The organism is Mucilaginibacter gossypii (assembly GCF_900100945.1).
GTDB classification, from domain to species: Bacteria; Bacteroidota; Bacteroidia; order Sphingobacteriales; family Sphingobacteriaceae; genus Mucilaginibacter; species Mucilaginibacter gossypii.
In genome coordinates this window covers 182,833-203,475 of the sequence record NZ_FNCG01000005.1, presented here as the reverse complement: position 1 = coordinate 203,475, position 20,643 = coordinate 182,833, and the positions used below count along the sequence as shown (strand labels likewise).

At 45.0% G+C, this 20,643-nt stretch carries 15 protein-coding genes; 7 read left to right on the top strand and 8 right to left on the bottom strand.

The window, feature by feature from the left end:
* The first annotated feature begins 27 nt into the window (after positions 1 to 27).
* Positions 28 to 801: a GDSL-type esterase/lipase family protein gene (locus BLS28_RS12560; protein WP_091167373.1), complete on the top strand. Its 774-nt coding sequence runs from the start codon at positions 28 to 30 to the stop codon at positions 799 to 801.
* A gap of 11 nt (positions 802 to 812) precedes the next feature.
* Positions 813 to 1,664 carry a hypothetical protein gene (locus BLS28_RS12555; RefSeq protein ID WP_218134404.1) on the top strand — a complete coding sequence of 284 codons (852 nt, stop codon included), beginning with the start codon at positions 813 to 815 and terminating at the stop codon, positions 1,662 to 1,664.
* A 40-nt stretch (positions 1,665 to 1,704) separates the two neighbouring features.
* Here the strand turns inward: BLS28_RS12555 and BLS28_RS12550 are convergent, their stop codons facing one another.
* The 7 genes from BLS28_RS12550 to pdhA all read right to left on the bottom strand — a co-directional run bounded on the left by BLS28_RS12550 (position 1,705) and on the right by pdhA (position 14,549).
* Positions 1,705 to 7,089, bottom strand: a complete 5,385-nt coding sequence (locus BLS28_RS12550; protein ID WP_176844444.1) for an Ig-like domain-containing protein — start codon at positions 7,087 to 7,089, stop codon at positions 1,705 to 1,707.
* Between the two features lie 348 nt (positions 7,090 to 7,437).
* Positions 7,438 to 8,220 (bottom strand): indole-3-glycerol phosphate synthase TrpC, encoded by a 783-nt coding sequence (trpC, locus tag BLS28_RS12545; RefSeq protein ID WP_091167370.1) that lies wholly within the window; start codon positions 8,218 to 8,220, stop codon positions 7,438 to 7,440.
* Positions 8,221 to 8,682: 462 nt separating this feature from the next.
* Complete coding sequence (locus BLS28_RS12540; RefSeq protein ID WP_091167367.1) at positions 8,683 to 9,300, bottom strand: anthranilate synthase component II; 618 nt, start codon at positions 9,298 to 9,300, stop codon at positions 8,683 to 8,685.
* A 71-nt stretch (positions 9,301 to 9,371) separates the two neighbouring features.
* On the bottom strand, positions 9,372 to 10,781 hold the full coding sequence (locus BLS28_RS12535) for an anthranilate synthase component I family protein (protein WP_091167365.1): 1,410 nt from the start codon (positions 10,779 to 10,781) through the stop codon (positions 9,372 to 9,374).
* A gap of 248 nt (positions 10,782 to 11,029) precedes the next feature.
* Positions 11,030 to 11,455 (bottom strand): cytochrome B, encoded by a 426-nt coding sequence (locus BLS28_RS12530; protein WP_091167362.1) that lies wholly within the window; start codon positions 11,453 to 11,455, stop codon positions 11,030 to 11,032.
* 301 nt (positions 11,456 to 11,756) lie between these two features.
* On the bottom strand, positions 11,757 to 13,415 hold the full coding sequence (locus tag BLS28_RS12525; protein ID WP_091167360.1) for a dihydrolipoyl dehydrogenase family protein: 1,659 nt from the start codon (positions 13,413 to 13,415) through the stop codon (positions 11,757 to 11,759).
* A 138-nt stretch (positions 13,416 to 13,553) separates the two neighbouring features.
* A complete protein-coding gene (gene pdhA, locus BLS28_RS12520; protein ID WP_090534807.1) occupies positions 13,554 to 14,549 on the bottom strand; it encodes a pyruvate dehydrogenase (acetyl-transferring) E1 component subunit alpha in 996 nt (331 codons plus the stop codon).
* 467 nt (positions 14,550 to 15,016) lie between these two features.
* Here pdhA and BLS28_RS12515 point away from each other — a divergent pair, with 467 nt between their 5' ends.
* Entirely contained in the window at positions 15,017 to 15,622 is a 606-nt protein-coding gene (locus BLS28_RS12515; RefSeq protein ID WP_091167357.1) for a C40 family peptidase, read from the top strand.
* 62 nt (positions 15,623 to 15,684) lie between these two features.
* Positions 15,685 to 16,812: a CapA family protein gene (locus BLS28_RS12510; protein ID WP_091167354.1), complete on the top strand. Its 1,128-nt coding sequence runs from the start codon at positions 15,685 to 15,687 to the stop codon at positions 16,810 to 16,812.
* Between the two features lie 207 nt (positions 16,813 to 17,019).
* Here the strand turns inward: BLS28_RS12510 and BLS28_RS12505 are convergent, their stop codons facing one another.
* Positions 17,020 to 17,208 carry a hypothetical protein gene (locus tag BLS28_RS12505; protein WP_090534854.1) on the bottom strand — a complete coding sequence of 63 codons (189 nt, stop codon included), beginning with the start codon at positions 17,206 to 17,208 and terminating at the stop codon, positions 17,020 to 17,022.
* Positions 17,209 to 17,302: 94 nt separating this feature from the next.
* Between BLS28_RS12505 and BLS28_RS12500 the strand changes: the two genes are divergently transcribed.
* The 3 genes from BLS28_RS12500 (at position 17,303) to dinB (ending at position 20,528) form a co-directional block, all read left to right on the top strand.
* On the top strand, positions 17,303 to 18,250 hold the full coding sequence (locus BLS28_RS12500; protein ID WP_091167351.1) for an SPFH domain-containing protein: 948 nt from the start codon (positions 17,303 to 17,305) through the stop codon (positions 18,248 to 18,250).
* A gap of 25 nt (positions 18,251 to 18,275) precedes the next feature.
* A complete protein-coding gene (locus BLS28_RS12495; RefSeq protein WP_091167348.1) occupies positions 18,276 to 18,833 on the top strand; it encodes a DUF922 domain-containing protein in 558 nt (185 codons plus the stop codon).
* A 576-nt stretch (positions 18,834 to 19,409) separates the two neighbouring features.
* A complete protein-coding gene (gene dinB, locus BLS28_RS12490; RefSeq protein ID WP_091167645.1) occupies positions 19,410 to 20,528 on the top strand; it encodes a DNA polymerase IV in 1,119 nt (372 codons plus the stop codon).
* Positions 20,529 to 20,643 lie beyond the last annotated feature (115 nt).

Sequence of the window (20,643 nt, the reverse complement as noted above, 5' to 3'; positions counted from 1 at the left end):
TTTTTAATTTCAATACTCAATTTATAAATGAAAAAATACCTGTTAGCTGTTGTTCTGTTATTCGTTGCCTCGGCAATAACATTCGCGCAGCATAAAAAGCCAAATTTAAACATTGTATTCATAGGCAACAGCATAACCCAGGGCGTGCAGCTGGCCAATCCGGCAACTGAAGCGCCGCCAGCCATGGCAGCAGCTTATCTGCAAAAACAAAAGAACCTGGACACAGTAAGTTTCAGTAACCAGGGCCATAGCGGCTACACCACGCTCGATTTTTTGCCAGGCACAGGTACTTTTGCCAAAGTTGAAGAAGCGGCTAACGCTTTTACCAATAAGGACGCATTACTCATATTTTCGGTAAAACTTGGCACAAATGACAGTGCTATACACGGGCCGCATGGTGCTCCCGTATCGCCCGAAGATTATCAAAAAAATTTAAAGACCATAGCTGATAAACTTTTAGCCGATTTTCCAAAAGCGGTTATCATTTTCCAGCATCCGTTATGGTACAGTCCTAATACCTATAATGGCTCCAAATATTTACAGGAAGGCCTGAGCAGGTTGCAGAGTTATGTGCCGATGATAGATGAGCTTATAAAAGCATATGCAGTTACAAATCCCAAACAGGTTTTTGTGGGCGATACCAAAGCGTTCGCCTACTTCGAAAAAAATCATTTAACTGACCTCATCCCGGAGAATGGAAAACAAGGTACTTTTTATCTTCACCCTAATAAAAAGGGGGCCGAGGCTTTAGGGCAGTTTTGGGGGATGGCTATCAATAAAATAATAAAGCGTTATTTTTAAATAAACAGGCGATGGGTTACATAGCACATATCAAGATCCGGATTTTTACGGTATCGATATGTTTATTCATTTGCTCGTGCAAACCATCTGTAAAACAGCCTGCCCAAACTGGTAGCAGCCATGCGGCTGTGCCCAAATTTAAAACCATTGCGTATACTGATACCGCTTTTAAAGTAATCCATGTTTTTGTTGCCCTTTGCGATAATAAATATCAGGGAATAGTACCTGTGCCGCCCGTAATTGGAAATGGTCAGGATCCCGAAACCAATTTATATTGGGGCAGCGATAACGGTGTGCGCACCTATTTTAAAAAAAGTAAAGACTGGCAATTGCTTAAAAAACAAAAAAGAGGCCCAATAATATTGGAAAGGCTCATCTTTCGGCATCGCACAAAAAAGGTTTATTTAGTAGCCGATGCCTGGGATGGCCAGGCTATTGAAAAAACTACCGAAGATTTTTTATTTAGTTGCGCGGGCCAATTAAAGGATACCATACATTATAACAGACGGGTTATAGGCATTAATGGCAATGCGCAATTGCTGGCTTATATTGGTCATGATGGGCTGATGGACTTCAAACTACCCAACGAATTTAAAAATGCAGATAGCAAAACCCGGGATTGCATCATTTTGGCCTGTATCAGCAAAAAATACTTTGGCGATTTTATTAGTACTGCCAAAGCTAATCCCCTGCTTTTAACAACCGGGCTCATGTGCCCCGAGGCCTACACTCTCCATGATGCAATAACAGGCTATGTCAATAACGAATCGCAATCAAGCATTCGGAAGCGGGCAGTTGCGGCTTATGTAAAATATCAAAAATGCAGTATCAGGGCGGCTGAAAACTTATTGGTTAACAATTAAGCGTCGGTAACTCATTAAATTGTTTGCTAATTGCATTCCATCACCTCAAAATCACTACATAGCCCGAAATAACAATGTTATTCATCTTTGTATTTACTATATAGTAGTAAGTACCGGACGGTAGCGGTTTTCCCTGGTAAGTGCCATCCCAGGGTTTAGGATAGCCTACAGAATGAAATAAAAGTTGCCCGTAGCGGTTGTAAACATCAACGGTAGAATTTTCATATGCTACTAAGCCTTTAATTTCCCAAAAGTCATTTACCCCATCACCGTTTGGTGTAAAGGTGTTACTAACGTTTATTACCGGCGAAACCTTAACCGCAACAGTGCTCTTGTTAACGCAGCCGTTTGACTTATCGGTGATTTTCAGTTGATAAATGATATCCTGATCACCTGTTACTACCGGGTTTTTAGCTGTAGGGTTATCCAGACCGGTGGCCGGTGTCCATTCATAGGTTACGTTTTCGCTGCCTACTACCGGGTTTAAAGTAATGGTATGCCCTTTTAATACATATCTTGTATCGCCGGCTGCATCTGCCTGTACTGTTGGCGGTGGAACAAAATTGATGGTGATATCATCAGTAGGCGTATGACAATTATCTGCCTGGGTTGCCCTAAGTGTTAATTTAACCGAGCCTTTGGCAATATCAATCGGGTCGGGTTGAAAGGTTGGAGCGTATACATCATCCGAAGGAATAAATTTACCTAAGCCCGATGCTGAAGTCCATTTAACCGTAGTGCCCGAAAGCGGCTGGCCGCTTAACGCTACCATAGGGTTTTGGTTACAAACATTATCAATGCTTGGCGGCCCGGCATCGGCACCAGGATCCGGCGCAAACTTAAATATCACATCTTTGGATACGGCTGAACACCCATCAGGACTTGTTGATGTAAGGGTTAAAGTAACGGAACCGGCATTCTTATCTGCAGTTGATGGAAAATATTGTCCTTTCAGTTCATCCTGTTTAGAGAAAGTACCGCTGCCATTAGTACTCCAAATGCCGGTTTTATATACGCTAATCACATCGCCGGCAAGTTGTATAAATGGATCATTAACACATACATTATGCGAGGGGCCGGCATCAACAATTGGAAGCGGGTTAACTTTAACGTCTATTGGATCACTTGGCTCGCCCGGGCAGTTATTAATTATCAAATACAAATTATAAGGACCCGCGTTAGCAGCTGTGGCGTTTGGAATGGTTGTGCTTGGGCTTTGAGTTTCCAGTCTGAAATTATTGGGACCGGTCCACAAATATTTTGCACCAGCTATAGGCTGGGTTTGCAGTATAATATCATTGCCTTCGCAAACGGGGCTGTTGCTGTGCCCATCTATTTTTAATGTCTGGGGCCTTACAGTTACTGTATATTTAACTGGAGTGCCCGGACAGCCAAATGCTACAGGCGTTATGGTATAAGAAACCTGGATAGGGTTTGTTGTGGTATTAACCAGGGCTTCATTAATAGGGTTAGCAGTTTGATCGGTAACAGCAGCATTGCTGATGCCGGTGACAGCCGGCCTGCTCCATAAAAACGTAGCCGTAGATATATTGGATGTTAAAGTAAGCCCAAGTGGGGTGTTGTTACACATAACAGACGACAGCGGCGGCGGATTGGTAATTAACGCCCCCGGGTTAACCGTTACCTTAAGCGGATACGGAACTCCCGCACAGTCGCCCGTTTTAAAATTAAACATATAGGTAACTTCAACGGGCGCATTGGTAGTATTATAAAGCACCTCTTTTATGGTAGGTGACGCCTGGCCCGCTACAGCGGCATTACTGATACCCGGAACGGCCTCCCTGCCCCATGTAAAGCTTGTTGCCGGGGTGTTAAATTTAACCTCATAATTGGTGCTTGTACCATTACAAACCGGGCCTGGCGAAGCGCTTGTAACAACAGGGGTGGCATTTACCTTTACTGTGTATGTAAACACAGGCCCGGGGCAACCGTTTAAATATGGTGTTATTTTATATACCACGTCAATAGCCGCACCGTTTGCATCGTTATTTAACAGTGTTTCGGTAATTGTGCTTGATGTTTGCCCCGTTACCGCTGGGTTACTGATACCGGCAACAGCAGGGCGGTCCCATGAAAAAGTGGCGTCGGGCTGGTCGGCGGTGATCGCGTAATTTAGCGCGGTACCGCTGCATATCGGATCGCCTGTGGCGCTGCTTATTACCTGCGGGGCGGGCGTAACCGTTACCTCAACTTTAGTGCGCTCACTGATACATTCGTTAACCTTAGTTTCTACGTAATAGGTCCTGTTGATAGTTAACGGAGCTGTAGGAAAAGGGTTTCCCTGGTGTACAGGAGTTCCTCCGACGGGCACATTGTACCAGGTATAAGTACCCGTTGAGCCGCTTGCGGTGAGTATAGCAGATTGGCCTTCACAAACCGTCGCTGTGTTATTGGTGCCAACCGTAGGTGCTGCCGGAGGGGGTATAGCCTTAACCAAAACAGGGGTACGCGCACTGGTAATACCGCCCACCGTTGTCGCAACATAATAAGTAATATCGTTTAGTATTGGCGGGGTAGTAAATATCGGGCCAACCTTAAGAGGTGTTCCACCGGTAACATCGCTATACCAGCGGTATGTTCCGCCCGGCGCTGTGGCTACGAGGGTGGTTGTACTGCCTGTACAAACAGATTTACCAGGGGCCGTTGGCGCGGCAGGCACCGGGTTTATAGTTATGGTAACACTACTTGACTTTAATAGGCAAGGTCCCGCAGGATCATTAGATGTTAAAGTTAGTGTTGCAACTTTTTCTCCTGCGGCAGGGGTGTAAACAGCGTCCTTCTTTGTATCATCGGAGAATGTCCCCGCGCCATCTGTTTTCCATTTTACTGATGTAGCCCCCCCTCCAAAACTGCCGGCCAATTGTACAGGATCGCCCTGCTTCACGGTTTGATCCGGACCTGCATCAATGATAACCCTATTGTAAATGGTTATAGTGTTGGTAGCAATACTTTGCGGACAGCCGCTGCTTGCGGCTATGGTATTGGTTATGGTGTACGGCCCCCCGGCGCGGCTTCTCACCAGGTCAATCTCGCCGGTGCCGGGATTCTTAAATACGATATTACCGGTTGGTTCGCTGAAAACGCCGGCACTTGCCCCCGGCTGGAAAACCGGCAGCGGGTTTTTTACATCGTTACAGATAGGGGTATTATATGTAAAAGTAGCATCCGGTGTTGTTACTATGGAGATGCTTTGGCTGGCCGTTCCCGCGCATGAACCTCCATAAGTAAAGGTAATGGTATATTTTCCGGGAATACTTGCCGCCACATTGATTTCGCCGGTGGTGTTACTCACAAAAACCAGCCCGGGTGATGACGAAAAAGTACCACCGGCCGGATTAAGAATAGCAGGCTTTACATTACTTCCCGATGTACATATCGTGCCCGAAGGATACCGGAACTGGGGGTCAATAATAGATGTTATTGACACCGTGAAAGCGGTACGCGGACTAACACATGTGCCATTAACGGCCTCGGCATAAAAAGTTGTTTGTGCAAACAAAGGATCGGTAGTATAAGTGTTGCCGGTATGCACCGGTGTACCGCCTGTAGCACCAGTATACCATTGAATGGTTGCGCCCGAAGCCGGAACGCTTAAGCTGGCAGGGTCTCCGGGACATACCGTTGCAGTACCGTTAACCGTTGGGGCGGTAGGCAGTGGGGTAACCTGTACGGTTACCGGGGTACGCTGGCTGCTGCAGCCATTAGCTATACTTTGTACATAATAAGAGGTATTTGCAGTTAGCTCCGGCGTAACATAGGTGTTGCCGGTTACCAACAGGTTACCGCCGGTGGCCTGGTCATACCATTCATAGTCATCGGGCGAGCCTGTTGCTGTAAGTGTGGCCGATGTACCGGCACATATTGCCGGAACCGGTTGCACAGCAGGGGCAGGGATCGGATCAAAAACAGTCACAGTAATTGCCGACCTCTCGCTGATACATGTTCCTACCGTGGTTTGAACATAATAAGTTGTGGTGGCTGTTAAAGCGGGAGTTGTAAACGTATCGCCCGAAAATATAGAGTTACCGCCGGTGGCCGCGGTAAACCATTGAAAACTTCCGCCTTGTGCCGATGTTGCCGTTAAAGAGGCTGTTGCCCCATTACAAATTACCGGCCCTTCGGGCACCACCGGTGCATCCGGGGCAGGGGTAACAGTAATTGTTATCGGGGTACGTTCGCTTGTGCAACCGCCGGTGGTATGCTCAACATAATAAGTTTTATTACTTGTTAAAGCCGGGGTTTGAAAAGTATTGCCGGTACCAACCGAACTGCCACCTGTGGCTGCTGTATACCAGTTATATGTGCCGGTAGGCGATGGATCGGCAGTTAAGGTAATACCGGTGCCATAACAGGCAGACGGTGACTGCGAAGGTGGCGCGGCCGGTATTTGCGTTACAGATACGGGCACCGCAATACGGTCGCTTGTGCAATCGCCTACCCGTGTTTGCACATAATAAGTTACCGCAGAGGTAAGCACCGGCGTTGTATAATCCGGACTTGAAATTAACGGCGTGCCTCCTGAAGGCACATCAAACCACTCAGCTACCCCCGAGGCATCAGCATGCAGCGTAATAGCCGATCCGGAACAAGTGCTGTAGCCACCGGCGGGAAGTACGGGAACTGCAGGTGGCGCATTGATTCGGGCAACTACAGGTATACCGGAGCTGGTACAACCTTTAATTACTGTAAAAAGATAATAAGTGGTATTTGCAAATAATGGGGGCGTTATATAGGTTGCATCGTTGCTCAATGGAGTTCCTGTTCCTGCGGAATTTGAATACCAGGCATAACTGTCGGCACCCGATGCTATTAACGTTGCGGGGCTACCATAACACACCGGATCTGCCTGAATGCCTGGCCGGCCTGTTACATTAACAACAACCGAACTTCGTGTACTGGTACAACTTCCTATAGTGGTTTCCACATAAAAAATGGTGCCCTGAGTAATTGGGCCTGTTACATATGGGTTACCTGTAAACAGGAAATTGCCACCGGCATCATACCACTGGTAAGTTCCTCCGGGAGCCGTTGCTGTTAATGTTGCCGAAGTATTGGGGCAAACAACCTGATTGGCTACCGTAGGCGGATTTGGAGAAGCTACAGCGGTAATCGGAATACTGGCAACTTTTGGCTGGCAGCCCGGGGTTTTATCACTAACCGTTACAGTATACGTTCCGGCTTTGTTTACATCAATAGATGGCGTATTTTCACCGGTGTTCCAGATATAGGTAAATGGGCCTGTACCACCCGATAGGTTAGCAGTTAACGTTACATTCTTTCCCGAACATATCGTATTAGCTGTTGAGGATATGGTTACATTCAATGTACAAACTTGACTATACCCTGCTAATGAACAAATAACCAACAGGAATAGTACAAGCAACGGCTTATTAATGTTCTTCATAAGTCTCTTTATACTCAATAAATGTGGCTGCAAGCGGCTCATTTTAACAACTCCCCTTATTGAGCACAGTTTTAAGATTGGCAAACAATACTGTTATGTTATACCAATCCGGCAATGATGTGCGCCTTTTTACGTAAAATACTAAAAATAGGTTTGATAAAACGTCAACAAAATGAACAATGATACCCAGGTGAAATTATTTATTTTATAGGTTAAAAAAATACCCGGTTAGGAAAACAACCAGGTATAAAAGAGGCACGATAGTGTACCTCATACAATTACGGGATCTGCCGGTAAGCGTTTCCCCCCCGGCAGCGATGTAATAATACTTTAAAGATCCGGATTGGCTTATAACAAAGCCACAAAATCACGCATAGCCTGTCCCGGATCCTGCTGCTTCATGAAAGTTTCGCCAATAAGAAAACCATTGAAACCTTCCAATTTAAGGTGCCTGATAGTTTCGGGATCGCTGATGGCGCTTTCCGAAATCTTCATAAACTCGGCGGGGATATGTTTAGCCAATTTGTAAGAGGTTTCAACCGACACGGTAAAATCGGCCAGGTTGCGGTTATTTACGCCAATGGCATCCAGGTTAGGGTTAATGCTACGTTCCAGTTCTTCGAGGTTATGTACCTCAAGCAATACGTTAAGGCCTATACTTTTGGCAAGTTTGGCCAGGGTATCAATTTCGGCAGGTGTAAGTATAGCGGCTATGAGCAGGATAATATCGGCGCCTAATGACTTGGCTTCTATCACCTGGTACTCATCTATCATAAAATCCTTGCGCAATACAGGGATGCTGTTTACCGAACGCGCTTTCACCAGATCGGCTTTGCGGCCCATGAAGAAGTTACGGTCAGTTAAAACTGAAAGTGCCGAAGCGCCGGCAGCGGCATAATCTGTTGTAACGGCGCTAACCCGCACCTTATCGTTAATAATACCTTTTGAAGGCGATTTACGCTTAAACTCGGCTATGATACCGGTACGTGAGGGATCGAGCAGAAATTCTTTGAATGAATAGGTTTCACGGTGAAAATGATCCGATTCTTCAAGTACGGTATATGATGTACGTTTTTTTGCCGAAGCAACCTCTTTTTTTTTGTTGGCAACTATTTTATCAAGTATCGTCATAGGATCGAAGCACTAATATTTATGTCATTGTGAGGCGCGAAGCAATTAGTCTTACCCAACCCCGTCCAGAGGAGAGGATTTTAAATGCTTTTTAAATCTTCCTTTCCGTAGAAGATTTAGAGGGGGCTAATTGCTCTCTTCCTTATAATGACATAGTTGTAAGCTATTGGTTAATAAGTGTATTTTTCAATCAATTTTATAACATGTGCGTTGCCTGCGGCCCGGGCTTTTCGTTGCAAGTCCTCGCTTTTCCTGCCCCCAATCCCAACCCGCGCTGTGGGCTTTTCACTGCAATCCCTAACGCGGCCACCGCGCACCGCTAAGTGTCCTGCACCCCGCGAGGGTCCTCTGCGAGAGACCCTGCGGTTCGTCACATGCATGGCCGCAGATATCAGGGTCCTCTACGAGAGACCCTGCGGGGACGTTATATCAATTTTTCAAAGTTATCATTATTTCATAAAACTAAGCCTTAAGCCAGTTTTGCATCATTTCCTTACCATAATCGGTCAGGATCGATTCGGGGTGGAATTGTACGCCCCTTACATCGTATTGTTTATGCTTAAGCGCCATGATAGAATTATCGGCTTCATCAATAGCGGTAACCTGCAATGAATCGGGCAGGTCATTGCCGCTTACTACCCATGAGTGGTAACGCCCAACTTTAAAGCTTTCGGGCAAACCGGCAAATAGTTCTTCATCGCCATCGGTCACTTTTATCGGCGTCGCGATACCGTGCATAGGCTGGTTAAGATTGTACAGGCTCCCGCCAAATACTTCGGCAATAGCCTGCTGACCAAGGCATACCCCAAATATGCTTTTGGTGGGTGCATACTTTGCTATTACATCCAGGAGCAAACCAGCCTCTGAAGGAATGCCCGGCCCCGGCGATAGGATGATCTTATCAAAAGCTTCCACATCCTCAATGGCAAACTGATCATTTCTCCAAACCTCACATTCCAGGCCGAGCTCATTAACCAAATGCACCAGGTTATAGGTAAAGGAATCGTAATTATCTATGATCAGAATCCCCCCCCGCCCCCTAAAGGGGGTGCTTTCCGTGGTATTTGTATTTTCTTTCATTTTGTTTTATATATCTTCAATATTTGTCAAAATTATTATTCACTATTGTTCCCCCTTCAGGGGGATAGGGGTTATAGCTCCTCCGCCAGTTCAAAAGCCCTTCTCAAAGCCGAGATCTTGGTATCAACCTCCCTTAGCTCACTTTCGGGGATCGAACCGGCGACTATGCCGGCGCCTGCCTGGTAATGCAACGTATTGTTCTTGCTCAAAAACGAGCGGATCATGATGGCATGGTTAAAATCTCCGTTAAAACCCAGGAAACCTATAGCACCGCTGTAAAAGCTGCGTTTTATATTTTCGTTTTCATCGATGATCTCCATGGCACGGTATTTTGGAGCGCCGCTCAGCGTGCCCGCCGGGTAAGTATCAGCTACAACTTTAAAGGCCGATACGCCGGGCTTCAGTTTTCCGCTTACGTGTGATACCAAATGGATCAGGTGCGAGTAATACTGAACCTCTTTAAATGCCTTCACGGTTACATTTTCACAATGACGGCTCAGGTCGTTACGGGCCAGGTCAACCAGCATTACGTGTTCTGCCGATTCTTTTGGGTCATTTTCCAGGTTGCGGGCCAGCTCGGCATCGCGCTCATCATCACCGCTGCGTTTAAATGTTCCGGCTATCGGGAATATGTTAGCCACATTATTTTTTATGGTGATCTGCGCCTCGGGCGATGAGCCAAAGATCCTGAAATCGCCAAAATCAAAATAGAAGAGATATGGTGATGGGTTGATAGAACGCAGGGCGCGATAAACATTAAACTCATCGCCCAGGAAAGTACGGGAGAAAGCCCTTGAAGGCACTATCTGGAAAACATCGCCCCGATAAATGTGTTGCTTCATTTTCTCCACTATGGCAATGAACTCATCGCCGGTAAGGTTCGATTTTTCATCCCCATTGCTTTTAAAGCTATACTCGGGGAAGTTTTTGTTTTTGATGAGGTATTCCAGTTTTTCGATACCGCCATTGGTTGGTGCACCTTCGGGCTGATTATGAAATATGTAAAGTTCATTTTTAAAGTGGTCGATAGCGATGATGTACCTGTAAATATGGTACTGCATCACCGGGATCTGGCGTGTAACATCATCGCTTTGCTTTAGTTTAATGGTTTCATAATGTTCAACGGCCTCGTGGGTAAAGTAACCAAACAAGCCATTGGTGATCATTTTTAGCGGCAGCGAGTCGGTTTCAAAGCTACCGGTAAAATTGTTAAGCTGTTCAATCAAATCAAACGTACCAGCCTCGTGTACTTCCTGGCTACCATCGGGGTATTGTTTTTTAAGGATACCGTTATTGAGCACAATGCCGCTGAGCGGTTCGCAGCAAATGTAGCTGGTGCTGTTTTCGCGGCTGTGATAATCGGAGCTTTCCAGCAGCAGCGAGTTAGGAAATACATCGCGCAGGCGAAGGTAAATGCTCACTGGTGTGGTGGTATCGGCCAGCAGCTTTTTATAAGTTGTAGTAATTTTAAATGTGCTCATGTTTATTTTTCAAATATCTTAAAACAAAAAAACCCGGCGAATTGGGGTCGCCGGGTTTCCTATTTAGGTTCACAATTGATTAGGTTGTCTCTGATCAAAAAGCGCAAGCCGGCTGCCAATTTAATTGGTGCCACCAGCTATTTTTATGTGTGTTTTTAATCATCGCGGTCACAAATTTATAAAGAAATTTGAATTGTCAAATTTTTTGTGAAATTATTTATTTGCTAAATCCTATTAGCTACGTAGAATTACTGTGGAATAAGCATAATACCTACCGAAATAAGTACAATCCCTATTAAATAGAAGATAGCGATGGCTTTATGCTTACCTTCGGGCAGTGCTGCTTTCTTCGATTTGCTGTGCCCGATAGTAATCAAAACAATGGCAATAAGCATAATTACCCAATGCTCAACCGTGAAATAGCGGGTAACAGGGTTTTTCATGGTATCCTTGCTAAACTGCACCATCGGACTGATAAAAAACAGGATGATGCCCAGCAAAAATTGTGTATGTACCGAGATCATGGCAAACAGGTTAAGCTTGCGATTGCCCTCGCCATATGGTCTTTTACCCAGCCAGCCCATAAAGGCACGTACAAGGGCCAGCAATACCAGTACAATAACAATGTACCTGAAACCGGAATGAAATTCCTTAAAAAAGCTATAAAGTGTCATACATCAAAATTTGCCGTGAATATACACATATAGGTCATTGAAGTCATTAGGTCATTGTGTCATTTTTTTGCAGACATAAACTGCCGTTAATAAAAAAATGTCATTGCGAAGAGCGGCATGGGTAAAGAGCATCCGGGGCGACGTGGCAATCGTAGCCATACATATCGAACTGGCATTGGTTACGAGATTGCCACGCTGCGCTGCAATGACATTTTTTATAATTTATCCCATAAACAAAAAAAGCGATGAGCCTAAACCCATCGCTTTTCAAAATCCGAAATCGAAAATCCGATATCCGAAATTATATCAGCAGCCTTACCGGCTCTTCTAATAATTGCTTTAATGTTTGCAGGAAGGCAGCGGCTGTAGCACCGTCAACCACGCGGTGGTCGGCGCTCAGGGTAACCTTCATGATGTTGCCAGGTACTACCGCACCATTTTTAACAACCGGAACAGCCTGAATACCGCTTACAGCAAGGATACATGCGTTTGGTGTGTTAATGATGGCCGTAAACTCGTCAACGCCAAACATACCAAGGTTTGAAATGGTGAAGGTTGAACCCTCCATTTCGTTTGGCTGTAGTTTTTTAGATTTTGCTTTGCCTGCAAACTCTTTCACTTCAACCGAAATGTGACTTAATGATTTACCATCGGCAAATTTGATAACCGGTACCAATAAACCTTCGTCAACAGCAACGGCAACGCCAACGTGAACGTGCTCATTAGTGCGGATCTTATCACCCAGGAATGATGAGTTGATAGCAGGATGCTGCCTTAAGGCAACAGCGCAGGCTTTAACAACAAAATCATTAAATGAAATTTTAACCGGGGCGATCTCGTTCATACGGGTACGGGCCACAATAGCCTGGTCCATATCAATGCTCATGGTTACATAGAAATGCGGAGCAGTAAACAAGCTTTCGCTTAGGCGGCGGCTGATAGCTTTACGCATTTGAGTAACCGGCCTTTCGCTGAATTTCTCTTCGCCTGTAAAGGTTGGCAATACGATAGGTGCTTTTGCAGCAGCAGCCGGAGCGGCAGCAGGTGCAGCTTCAGTAACAGGAGCCGCAGCCGGTTTAGCCGACGGTGTATATTCTTCCACATCCTTTTTGATGATACGGCCACCTTCAGCGCTGCCTTTTACATCATTAAGGTTGATACCTTTATCTTTAGCTATTTTACGCGCCAGCGGAGATGCTTTTACGCGGCTATCATCATCAGATGAGCTTTCAGGTGCAGTAGCAGTGGCAGAAGCAGAAGCTTCAGTTTTTGCTTCGGCGCCAGGTGCAGCCTCAGCGGCAGGGGCCGAACCTCCATCCTGTAATAACGGAGTGATGTCGGTACCTTCTTTACCTACTATGGCAATGATATCATTTACTTTAGCGGCTTCACCTTCTTTAACACCTATATATAACAAGGTACCGGCTTCGTAACCCACAACTTCCATGGTAGCCTTATCGGTTGCCACATCAGCCAGTGAATCATCTGCTTTTACTTTATCGCCAACTTTAAAGTTCCATTTTTCAATGGTACCTTCGGTCATGGTGTCGCTCAATAATGGCATGCGGATAACCGTAGCCGGAATGCTCGATAAATCAACCTTAGGTGCGGCTGGTGCCGGAGTAGCGGCAGGTGCTCTGTCGGCAGCTGGTGCCGCTTCCTTAGCAGGCTCTGCGGCAGCGCCACTGCCAGCCTGGTCAAGTAAAGACTTATAATCTTCACCTTCTTTACCTAAAATGGCAATTACAGAATCAACCGGGGCGGCAGCACCTTCCTGTATACCTATATACAGCAATGTACCATCCTGGTACGATTCAAAATCCATGGTAGCTTTATCAGTTTCAATCTCGGCCAGTACATCGCCCGATTTAACCTTGTCGCCAACTTTTTTATGCCATTTCGCTAATACCCCTTCGGTCATGGTATCGCTCATTTTAGGCATTTTTACTACTTCGGCCATATATTAATAGTATTATAAATTCAGTATAAATATAGTTAGTTCTTATCGTGAAGTTTAAAGTCTGAAGTTTTTAGCCTGAAGTCTTTTTTTTGACCGCAAAGACTATAGGCTCTCGACTTAGTACTTTCGACTTAAAACTTAGTCCCTTATATAAGGGTAATCTTCTTGAACGTAAACATCTGTATATAATTCAGATGCATCCGGCCATGGCGATTCTTCAGCAAACTTCACAGCTTCGTCAACAATAGCTTTGATCTTAGCGTCCATTTCGTCAAACCATGCTTCATCAGCATATTTTTCGGCAAGGATAGTTTGTTTGGTAGCCTCAAGAGGGTCTTTCGCTTTATAGCTTTCCAACTCCTCTTTAGTACGATACTTTTGCGGATCGGACATGGAGTGACCTTTATAGCGATAAGTACGCATTTCAAGGAAGGTTGGGCCTTCGCCTGCACGTGCGCGCTGAACAGCTTCGTCCATTGCTACGTGTACCGCAGCAGGGTCCATACCATCAACCGGCGATGAAGGGATTCCATAAGGCAGGCCTAATTTATAAATATCAGTCTGCGCGGTTGTACGCTCAACAGAAGTACCCATGGCGTAACCATTGTTTTCGCAAACAAAAATTACAGGCAGTTTCCAAAGCGCAGCCATATTAAAGGTTTCGGTAAGCGCGCCCTGGCGTACGGCACCATCGCCCATATAGGCAATGTTCACAAACTCGGTACCTTTATATTTTTCGGCAAAAGCAATCCCGGCACCCAGTGGTACCTGGCCGCCCACAATGCCGTGACCACCATAAAAATGTTTTTCTTTATCAAACATGTGCATAGAACCACCTTTGCCTTTTGAGCATCCGGTAGCTTTACCGTACATTTCGGCCATAATGGCGTTTGGAGTTACACCTTTAGCAAGTGCATGAGCATGATCGCGATATGCGGTGATCATACTGTCTTCAGGTTTAATTACAGACATGGCTCCGGCCAAAACAGCCTCCTGCCCAATATATAAGTGGCAAAAGCCCCTGATCTTTTGTTGTCCGTATAACTGTCCTGTTTTTTCTTCGAACCTGCGCATCAATAGCATCTGTTCGTACCACATCAGGTAGGTGTCCTTGTTTATTTCGATTGAACTCATGTATTAAACAACCTTTTTGGAGTAAAGCGCAAATCTAATTATATCCTGCAAAATATCGAAACCTCAAGCAAATTGTTGCAAAATTTTATTTGGTGGCCTTAAAGTGTATTTAAACACAACAAACCGGCTGTTTATTAGTTTGGCATGTCCCATTGGGTTAAAATAGAACTTAAAAAAACACACCAGGAGGCAATAAATTATCGTTTTGCGAAGTTTTAGAAGGTTTGTTTTTCGCGAAAGACTAAAAAAAGCCTTTAAATAATTACAACCAAATTACATTAATACACGTACAAAAGCCTGTTTATTAAAAGGGTGTGTAATAAAAAGCACTTTTTTATATTTTTTGAAAAATAAGCTGCATTTATTTGCAATTTTAAAAAATATAAATAGTTTTGTAGAGCACGATAGACATAGTGTCTGATTTAATAAACAATTTGTTGTCCTAACTCAACAAACAAACTGATTAAATGAAGAAATTTGCCCTGGCTATTGCCTTACTTTTCAGCGTCGTAGCTTCACAAGCTCAAACCAAAAGTGCCCAAAGCACCAGTGATGATAGCAAAGACGACCAGGAAAGTTTAGGTAAAGCATACTTTTCCCAAATTATGGGAGTTGCTTTATCTGCTACCTCAAACATGAAACTTTTTCACTTTGTTTACGATTGGATTGGTACCCCTTACCATTTTGGCGGAAGCTCAAGAAGAGGCATTGACTGCTCAGCCTTCACCAAAGAATTGTACAGCGAAGTTTTTAACCTTGATATTAAACGTAACTCACGCGATATTTTCAGCATGGTTAACCCTGTTGGTAAGGATGAGTTAAAAGAAGGCGATTTGGTTTTCTTTAAGATCCACAGCCGCAGCATTTCGCATGTAGGTATTTATTTAGGTAATAATAAATTTGCTCATGCCTCGTCAAGGGGTGTAGCCATCAGTAGCCTTGACGATGCTTACTACAGCCGTTTCTTTTATAAAGGCGGCAGGTTGTTAGCTTCATTTAAGGATGAGTTTAAAGGTTCGGCATCGACGGGTAGCAACGATATGGGCGACGACGTAGACGAAAGCAAGAACTAAACGATTTTGAAATAAATAAACTAATTTGGTCCCTTCATCCCGGTGAGGGGATTTTTTTTATAATGAAATTTTTATTGCTTACGGCAGCCTGCCTGGCGCTGTTTTTACAGGCGTGTAACCATCCGCCAAATAAAAAACAAATCCTGGCCCCTGCACCTAAACCCGATACTGCCGCTAAAACAACTACAGCCGTTGTTCAGCATGATTCATCCATATCTATTGCCGCTGTTGGTGATATGATGCTCGGAACATCGTACCCTAATAATTATACCCTCCCGCCTGACAGTGCTAAAAATAGTTTTGCTGTTATTGCTGATGAACTAAGAAACGCCGACGTAACCTTTGGCAACCTTGAAGGCAGTTTGCTTGACGGAGGAAATCCGGCACATTATAAATTACATCAAAGAAGCAAGGCTTACCTGTTCAGGATGCCAACGGCTTATGCCGGCGTTTTTAAAAACGCCGGTTTTAACTTGCTGAGCCTGGCCAATAATCATATAGGCGATTTTGGCGATACGGGCCGGATGAGTACCACTCACCTGCTTGATAGCATAGGGATTAATTATGGCGGATTGCTTAGCCACCCCTCCACAGTGTTCGAACGTAACGGTGTTAAATATGGCTTTTGCGCTTTTGCCCCCAATGCCAATACCCTGCCTATTCTCAACCTAAAGAACGCAACCCGTATCATAAGCCAACTGAAACAGCAATGTGATATTCTCATTGTATCGTTTCATGGTGGCGGCGAGGGCGTAGCTTATGAACATATTCCTTTTGCAATGGAATCCTTCATCAGTGAAAAACGTGGCGATGTAAATGCCTTTGCCCATAATGCTATTGATGCCGGTGCGGATATTATATTGGGCAATGGCCCGCACGTGAGCCGGGCAATGGAGGTTTATAAAAACCGGCTGATCGCTTACAGTCTCGGTAACTTTTGTACTTATAAATCAGTAAGTGTGGCAGGGGTTTGCGGCCTGGCGCCATTATTAAAAGTAAAGCTGAACAAAAAGGGGGAGTTTTTAAACGGACGCATCATATCCCTAAGGCAGGCGCATGATAAAGGGCTCGAACTTGATTCGCTTAACCGTGCTGCTATCCGGATCAGGGAACTTACAGAAGCTGATTTCCCCGATGCGGGATTACTTATATCCGACACCGGGGAGATTAGCCTTAACCCGGCTATTTAAAATATCAGCAGATAAAAAAGACATAGGATAAATTAAGCCAACGTGTGGACTCACCCGGTCTACGCTTCGCTGGACCACCCTCTCTGCTGCGCAAAGAGGGGATTTTAATTTTTTCCAACCCTCTTTGCGGCACAGCCGGAGAGAGGGTGGTCCAGCGAAGCGCAGACCGGGTGAGTAAACTATGCAATTTGCAGCTAATGTCCACATTTAAGCTGCTTCATCCTTAGTATTACGCACCAGGCTGATACCCGTTGTAAAAAATATTAATGAGATAATACCTATTACCACCATGGTGGTTATTTGTGCGCTATGGTTTATGATAGCTACACCGGTATAAATAAGGCCAACTATACCAAGCACGCTCAATATAGCTCCAAAAGTTCGTTTTAAGTTCATGACAGGTGTGTTGTTTTTTATAAGCATTTTTTAAAAAACAAATAACACACCAATAATTAATGCTACTTTTATTTTAAACATAATAAACCAAACCATGCCCGAATCATTTGGATCATTGATAACAATCATCATTTTTGCTGTTATCCTTATTACTATTTTCACCTCGTTTGTGTCTGTAAAACAGGGCACTATAGTAGTCATCACCGTATTTGGCAAATACCGTCGCATCCTAACCCCGGGGCTTAATTTCAAGATCCCTTTTATCGAAAACATTTACTCCAAAATCTCTATCCAAAATCGCTCGGTTGAGCTGGAGTTCCAGGCGGTAACTTACGACCAGGCTAATGTGTATTTTAAGGCCATGCTGCTGTACTCGGTATTGGACCAGCAGGAAGAAACCATCAAAAACGTAGCTTTTAAATTTGTTGACGAGCGCAACCTGATGCAGGCCCTGATCCGTACGGTTGAAGGCTCCATCCGTGCTTTTGTAGCCACCAAACGCCAGAGCGAGGTACTGATATTACGCCGCGATATTGTGGAACACGTAAAAGAGCAACTGGATGTGATACTGGAAGGCTGGGGCTACCACCTGCAGGACCTCCAGTTAAACGATATTACTTTTGATGATGTGATCATGAAATCAATGAGCCAGGTGGTGGCATCAAACAACCTGAAGGCAGCTGCCGAAAACGAAGGCCAGGCCCTGCTCATCACCAAAACCAAAGCTGCCGAGGCAGAGGGTAACGCCATCAAAATTTCGGCCCAGGCCGAGCGTGAGGCAGCTCAATTACGTGGCCAGGGCATTGCGCTGTTCCGCGAGGAAGTTGCCCGCGGTATGACTGTAGCCGCTAAAGAAATGGCCGAAGCTAATATGGATACCTCGGTTATACTGTTCACCATGTGGACAGAATCCATCAAACATTTCTCTGAAAACTCAAAAGGGAATGTTATTTTCCTGGATGGCTCAACCGATCAGATGCAACATACGTTAAAAGAAATGATGGCCTTAAACCTTTTACATACCGACAACGTCAAAAAGTAAAAGTTTGAAACCGCCAGTTTTTTAAATGAAAAGAAATATAGTGAAAGTGATAGGCCCTGCGGCCATGTGTGTTTTAATGATGATTGCGCCTGCTTCGGCACAGTCATTTCACCAGTTAACTGCCAATGATTTTTGGGGAACGCCGCGGACTAATGCCGGCGGCGTTGTAGCTTATACCAACTGCACCATCGATTACCGATACCAGGCCCGGCGCGAAGGCAGGGGTTACCGGCTTAATTTTAACATCAGGCTCATCCTTAACAACAATAAATCATGGCTTGATAAAAGCAGGGTTAATACGCCGCAGCAACTCAGCGAAATACTGAAACATGAGCAGGGCCATTACACCATTGCGTTTTTAGAGCAGCAGGAGCTGTTACGCATAGTAAGCAATACCCGTTTCAGCAATAATTACAACTACGAAGCCATGGCCATTTTTAACCGTATCGACGCCAAGTATAAACAGCTCAATGCCGATTATGATGAGGACACGGCTCACATGACAGATCGTAAGCAACAGCACAGCTGGGATGTGTATTTTCAACAGAAACTTCAATTTTTGCCGGGAGATACCGAGAGTTGATTTTTCAGATCCTCTTTGCATGTTCAAGCGTCCTTCCGTCAAGCTTACTGCAAAAGACCAACCTTACGCTCGTTTGCAACGAGCGCTTATGGTTTGGCGATTGTATCGCCCGTGCGTTATAAACGCAAACCCAGCTACGCACTCGTTACAAACGTACCGTGTACCCATATCTTTTTAATTATTAGTATTATGAATTAAAAGAAAATGTCATTTCGACGAACCTGTTAGGGAATTTGCGGATGTGGTGAGGAGAAATCTTATACATCCAGCTCTAAACTATGTAAAGCGGCTCTACAGGGCGTATAAGATTTCTCTTTCGCTCCTATGCTTGGGTCTGCCCAGCTCTATCGAAATGACATTTTTTTTAAAGATATGGGTACACGGTAGGTTAAAAACGAGCGCGAGTTAAGATGTGTTTCTGCGGTGGTCGGCTTATCAAAGCAAAAACACACACCGCCACACCTCTCAAGAGGGGAATCGCACATTCCCAGGCTTTTCACTCTAAGTTAACAGGCTTTCAATCTGCCACAACAATTGCAGCAAGCCAGCAACCCGCCTATATTTGCTTTCATCACCATGAAGGAGCAATCACCAAATATCCACCGTAAAATTATCCATATTGATATGGATGCTTTTTACGCGTCGGTTGAGCAGCGGGATTTTCCGGAGTACCGGGGTAAACCTTTGGTGGTGGGCGGTTTGCCCGAAGGTCGGGGAGGTGTGGTGGCGACCGCCAGTTACGAGGCCCGAAAATTTGGCATCCGATCGGCAATGTCATCAAAAAAAGCATTGCAACTTTGCCCGCATGCTTTGTTTGTAAGGCCAAGGTTTAATGTATACCGGGAGATATCACAACATATCCGGGAGATCTTTAGCCGTTATACCGACCTGATAGAACCGCTCTCTTTAGATGAAGCTTTCCTGGATGTAACCAACGATAAGCAGGACATCGGCTCGGCCATCGAAATAGCCAAACTTATCAAACAGGCTATTAAAGACGAACTGCAGCTCACCGCATCGGCCGGGGTGTCTATCAATAAATTTGTAGCCAAAATAGCATCTGATATCAATAAGCCCGATGGCCTGAAGTTTATCGGGCCATCAAGCATCGAAAACTTTATGGAGCAGTTACCTGTCGAAAAATTCTTTGGCGTGGGTAAGGTAACAGCTCAAAAAATGAAACAGATGGGCCTGCACACCGGGGCCGACCTGAAACGGCTGGAAGAAAGTGACCTTGTAAAACACTTTGGTAAAGTGGGCAGGTTTTACTACCAGATAGTGCGCGGCATTGATAACAGGGAAGTCCAACCCCACCGCGAAACTAAATCCCTGGGTGCCGAAGATACTTTCGCCTATGACCTGACAACTCTTGAGGAAATGGAGGCTGAACTGGATAAAATAGCGGTCACGGTACATAACCGGCTGCTTAAATATGAATTGAAAGGCCGCACCATTACCCTCAAAGTAAAATACCACGATTTTAAACAGATCACCCGCAATCAATCCTTCCCCACACCGGTAAACGATCTGGAAACGATCAGCCATACGGCCAAACAATTGATGGCTGCAACAGGTGTTGATGATGTAAAAGTGCGGCTGTTGGGCATTTCGCTTTCAAACTTTGGCGAATTGCCGGTTAAGCAGCGGGATGATAAAGAGCTTGGGCCGGGGGATCAGTTGGAATTGGAGTTATAGGTATCAAAAAATGTCATTTCGATGGAGCAGGGAAGGCTGAGCGTTGGTGCGAAAGAGAAATCTTATACGCCCGGCAATCGGCTATGCACAGTTTGCTAACTTGATGTATAAGATT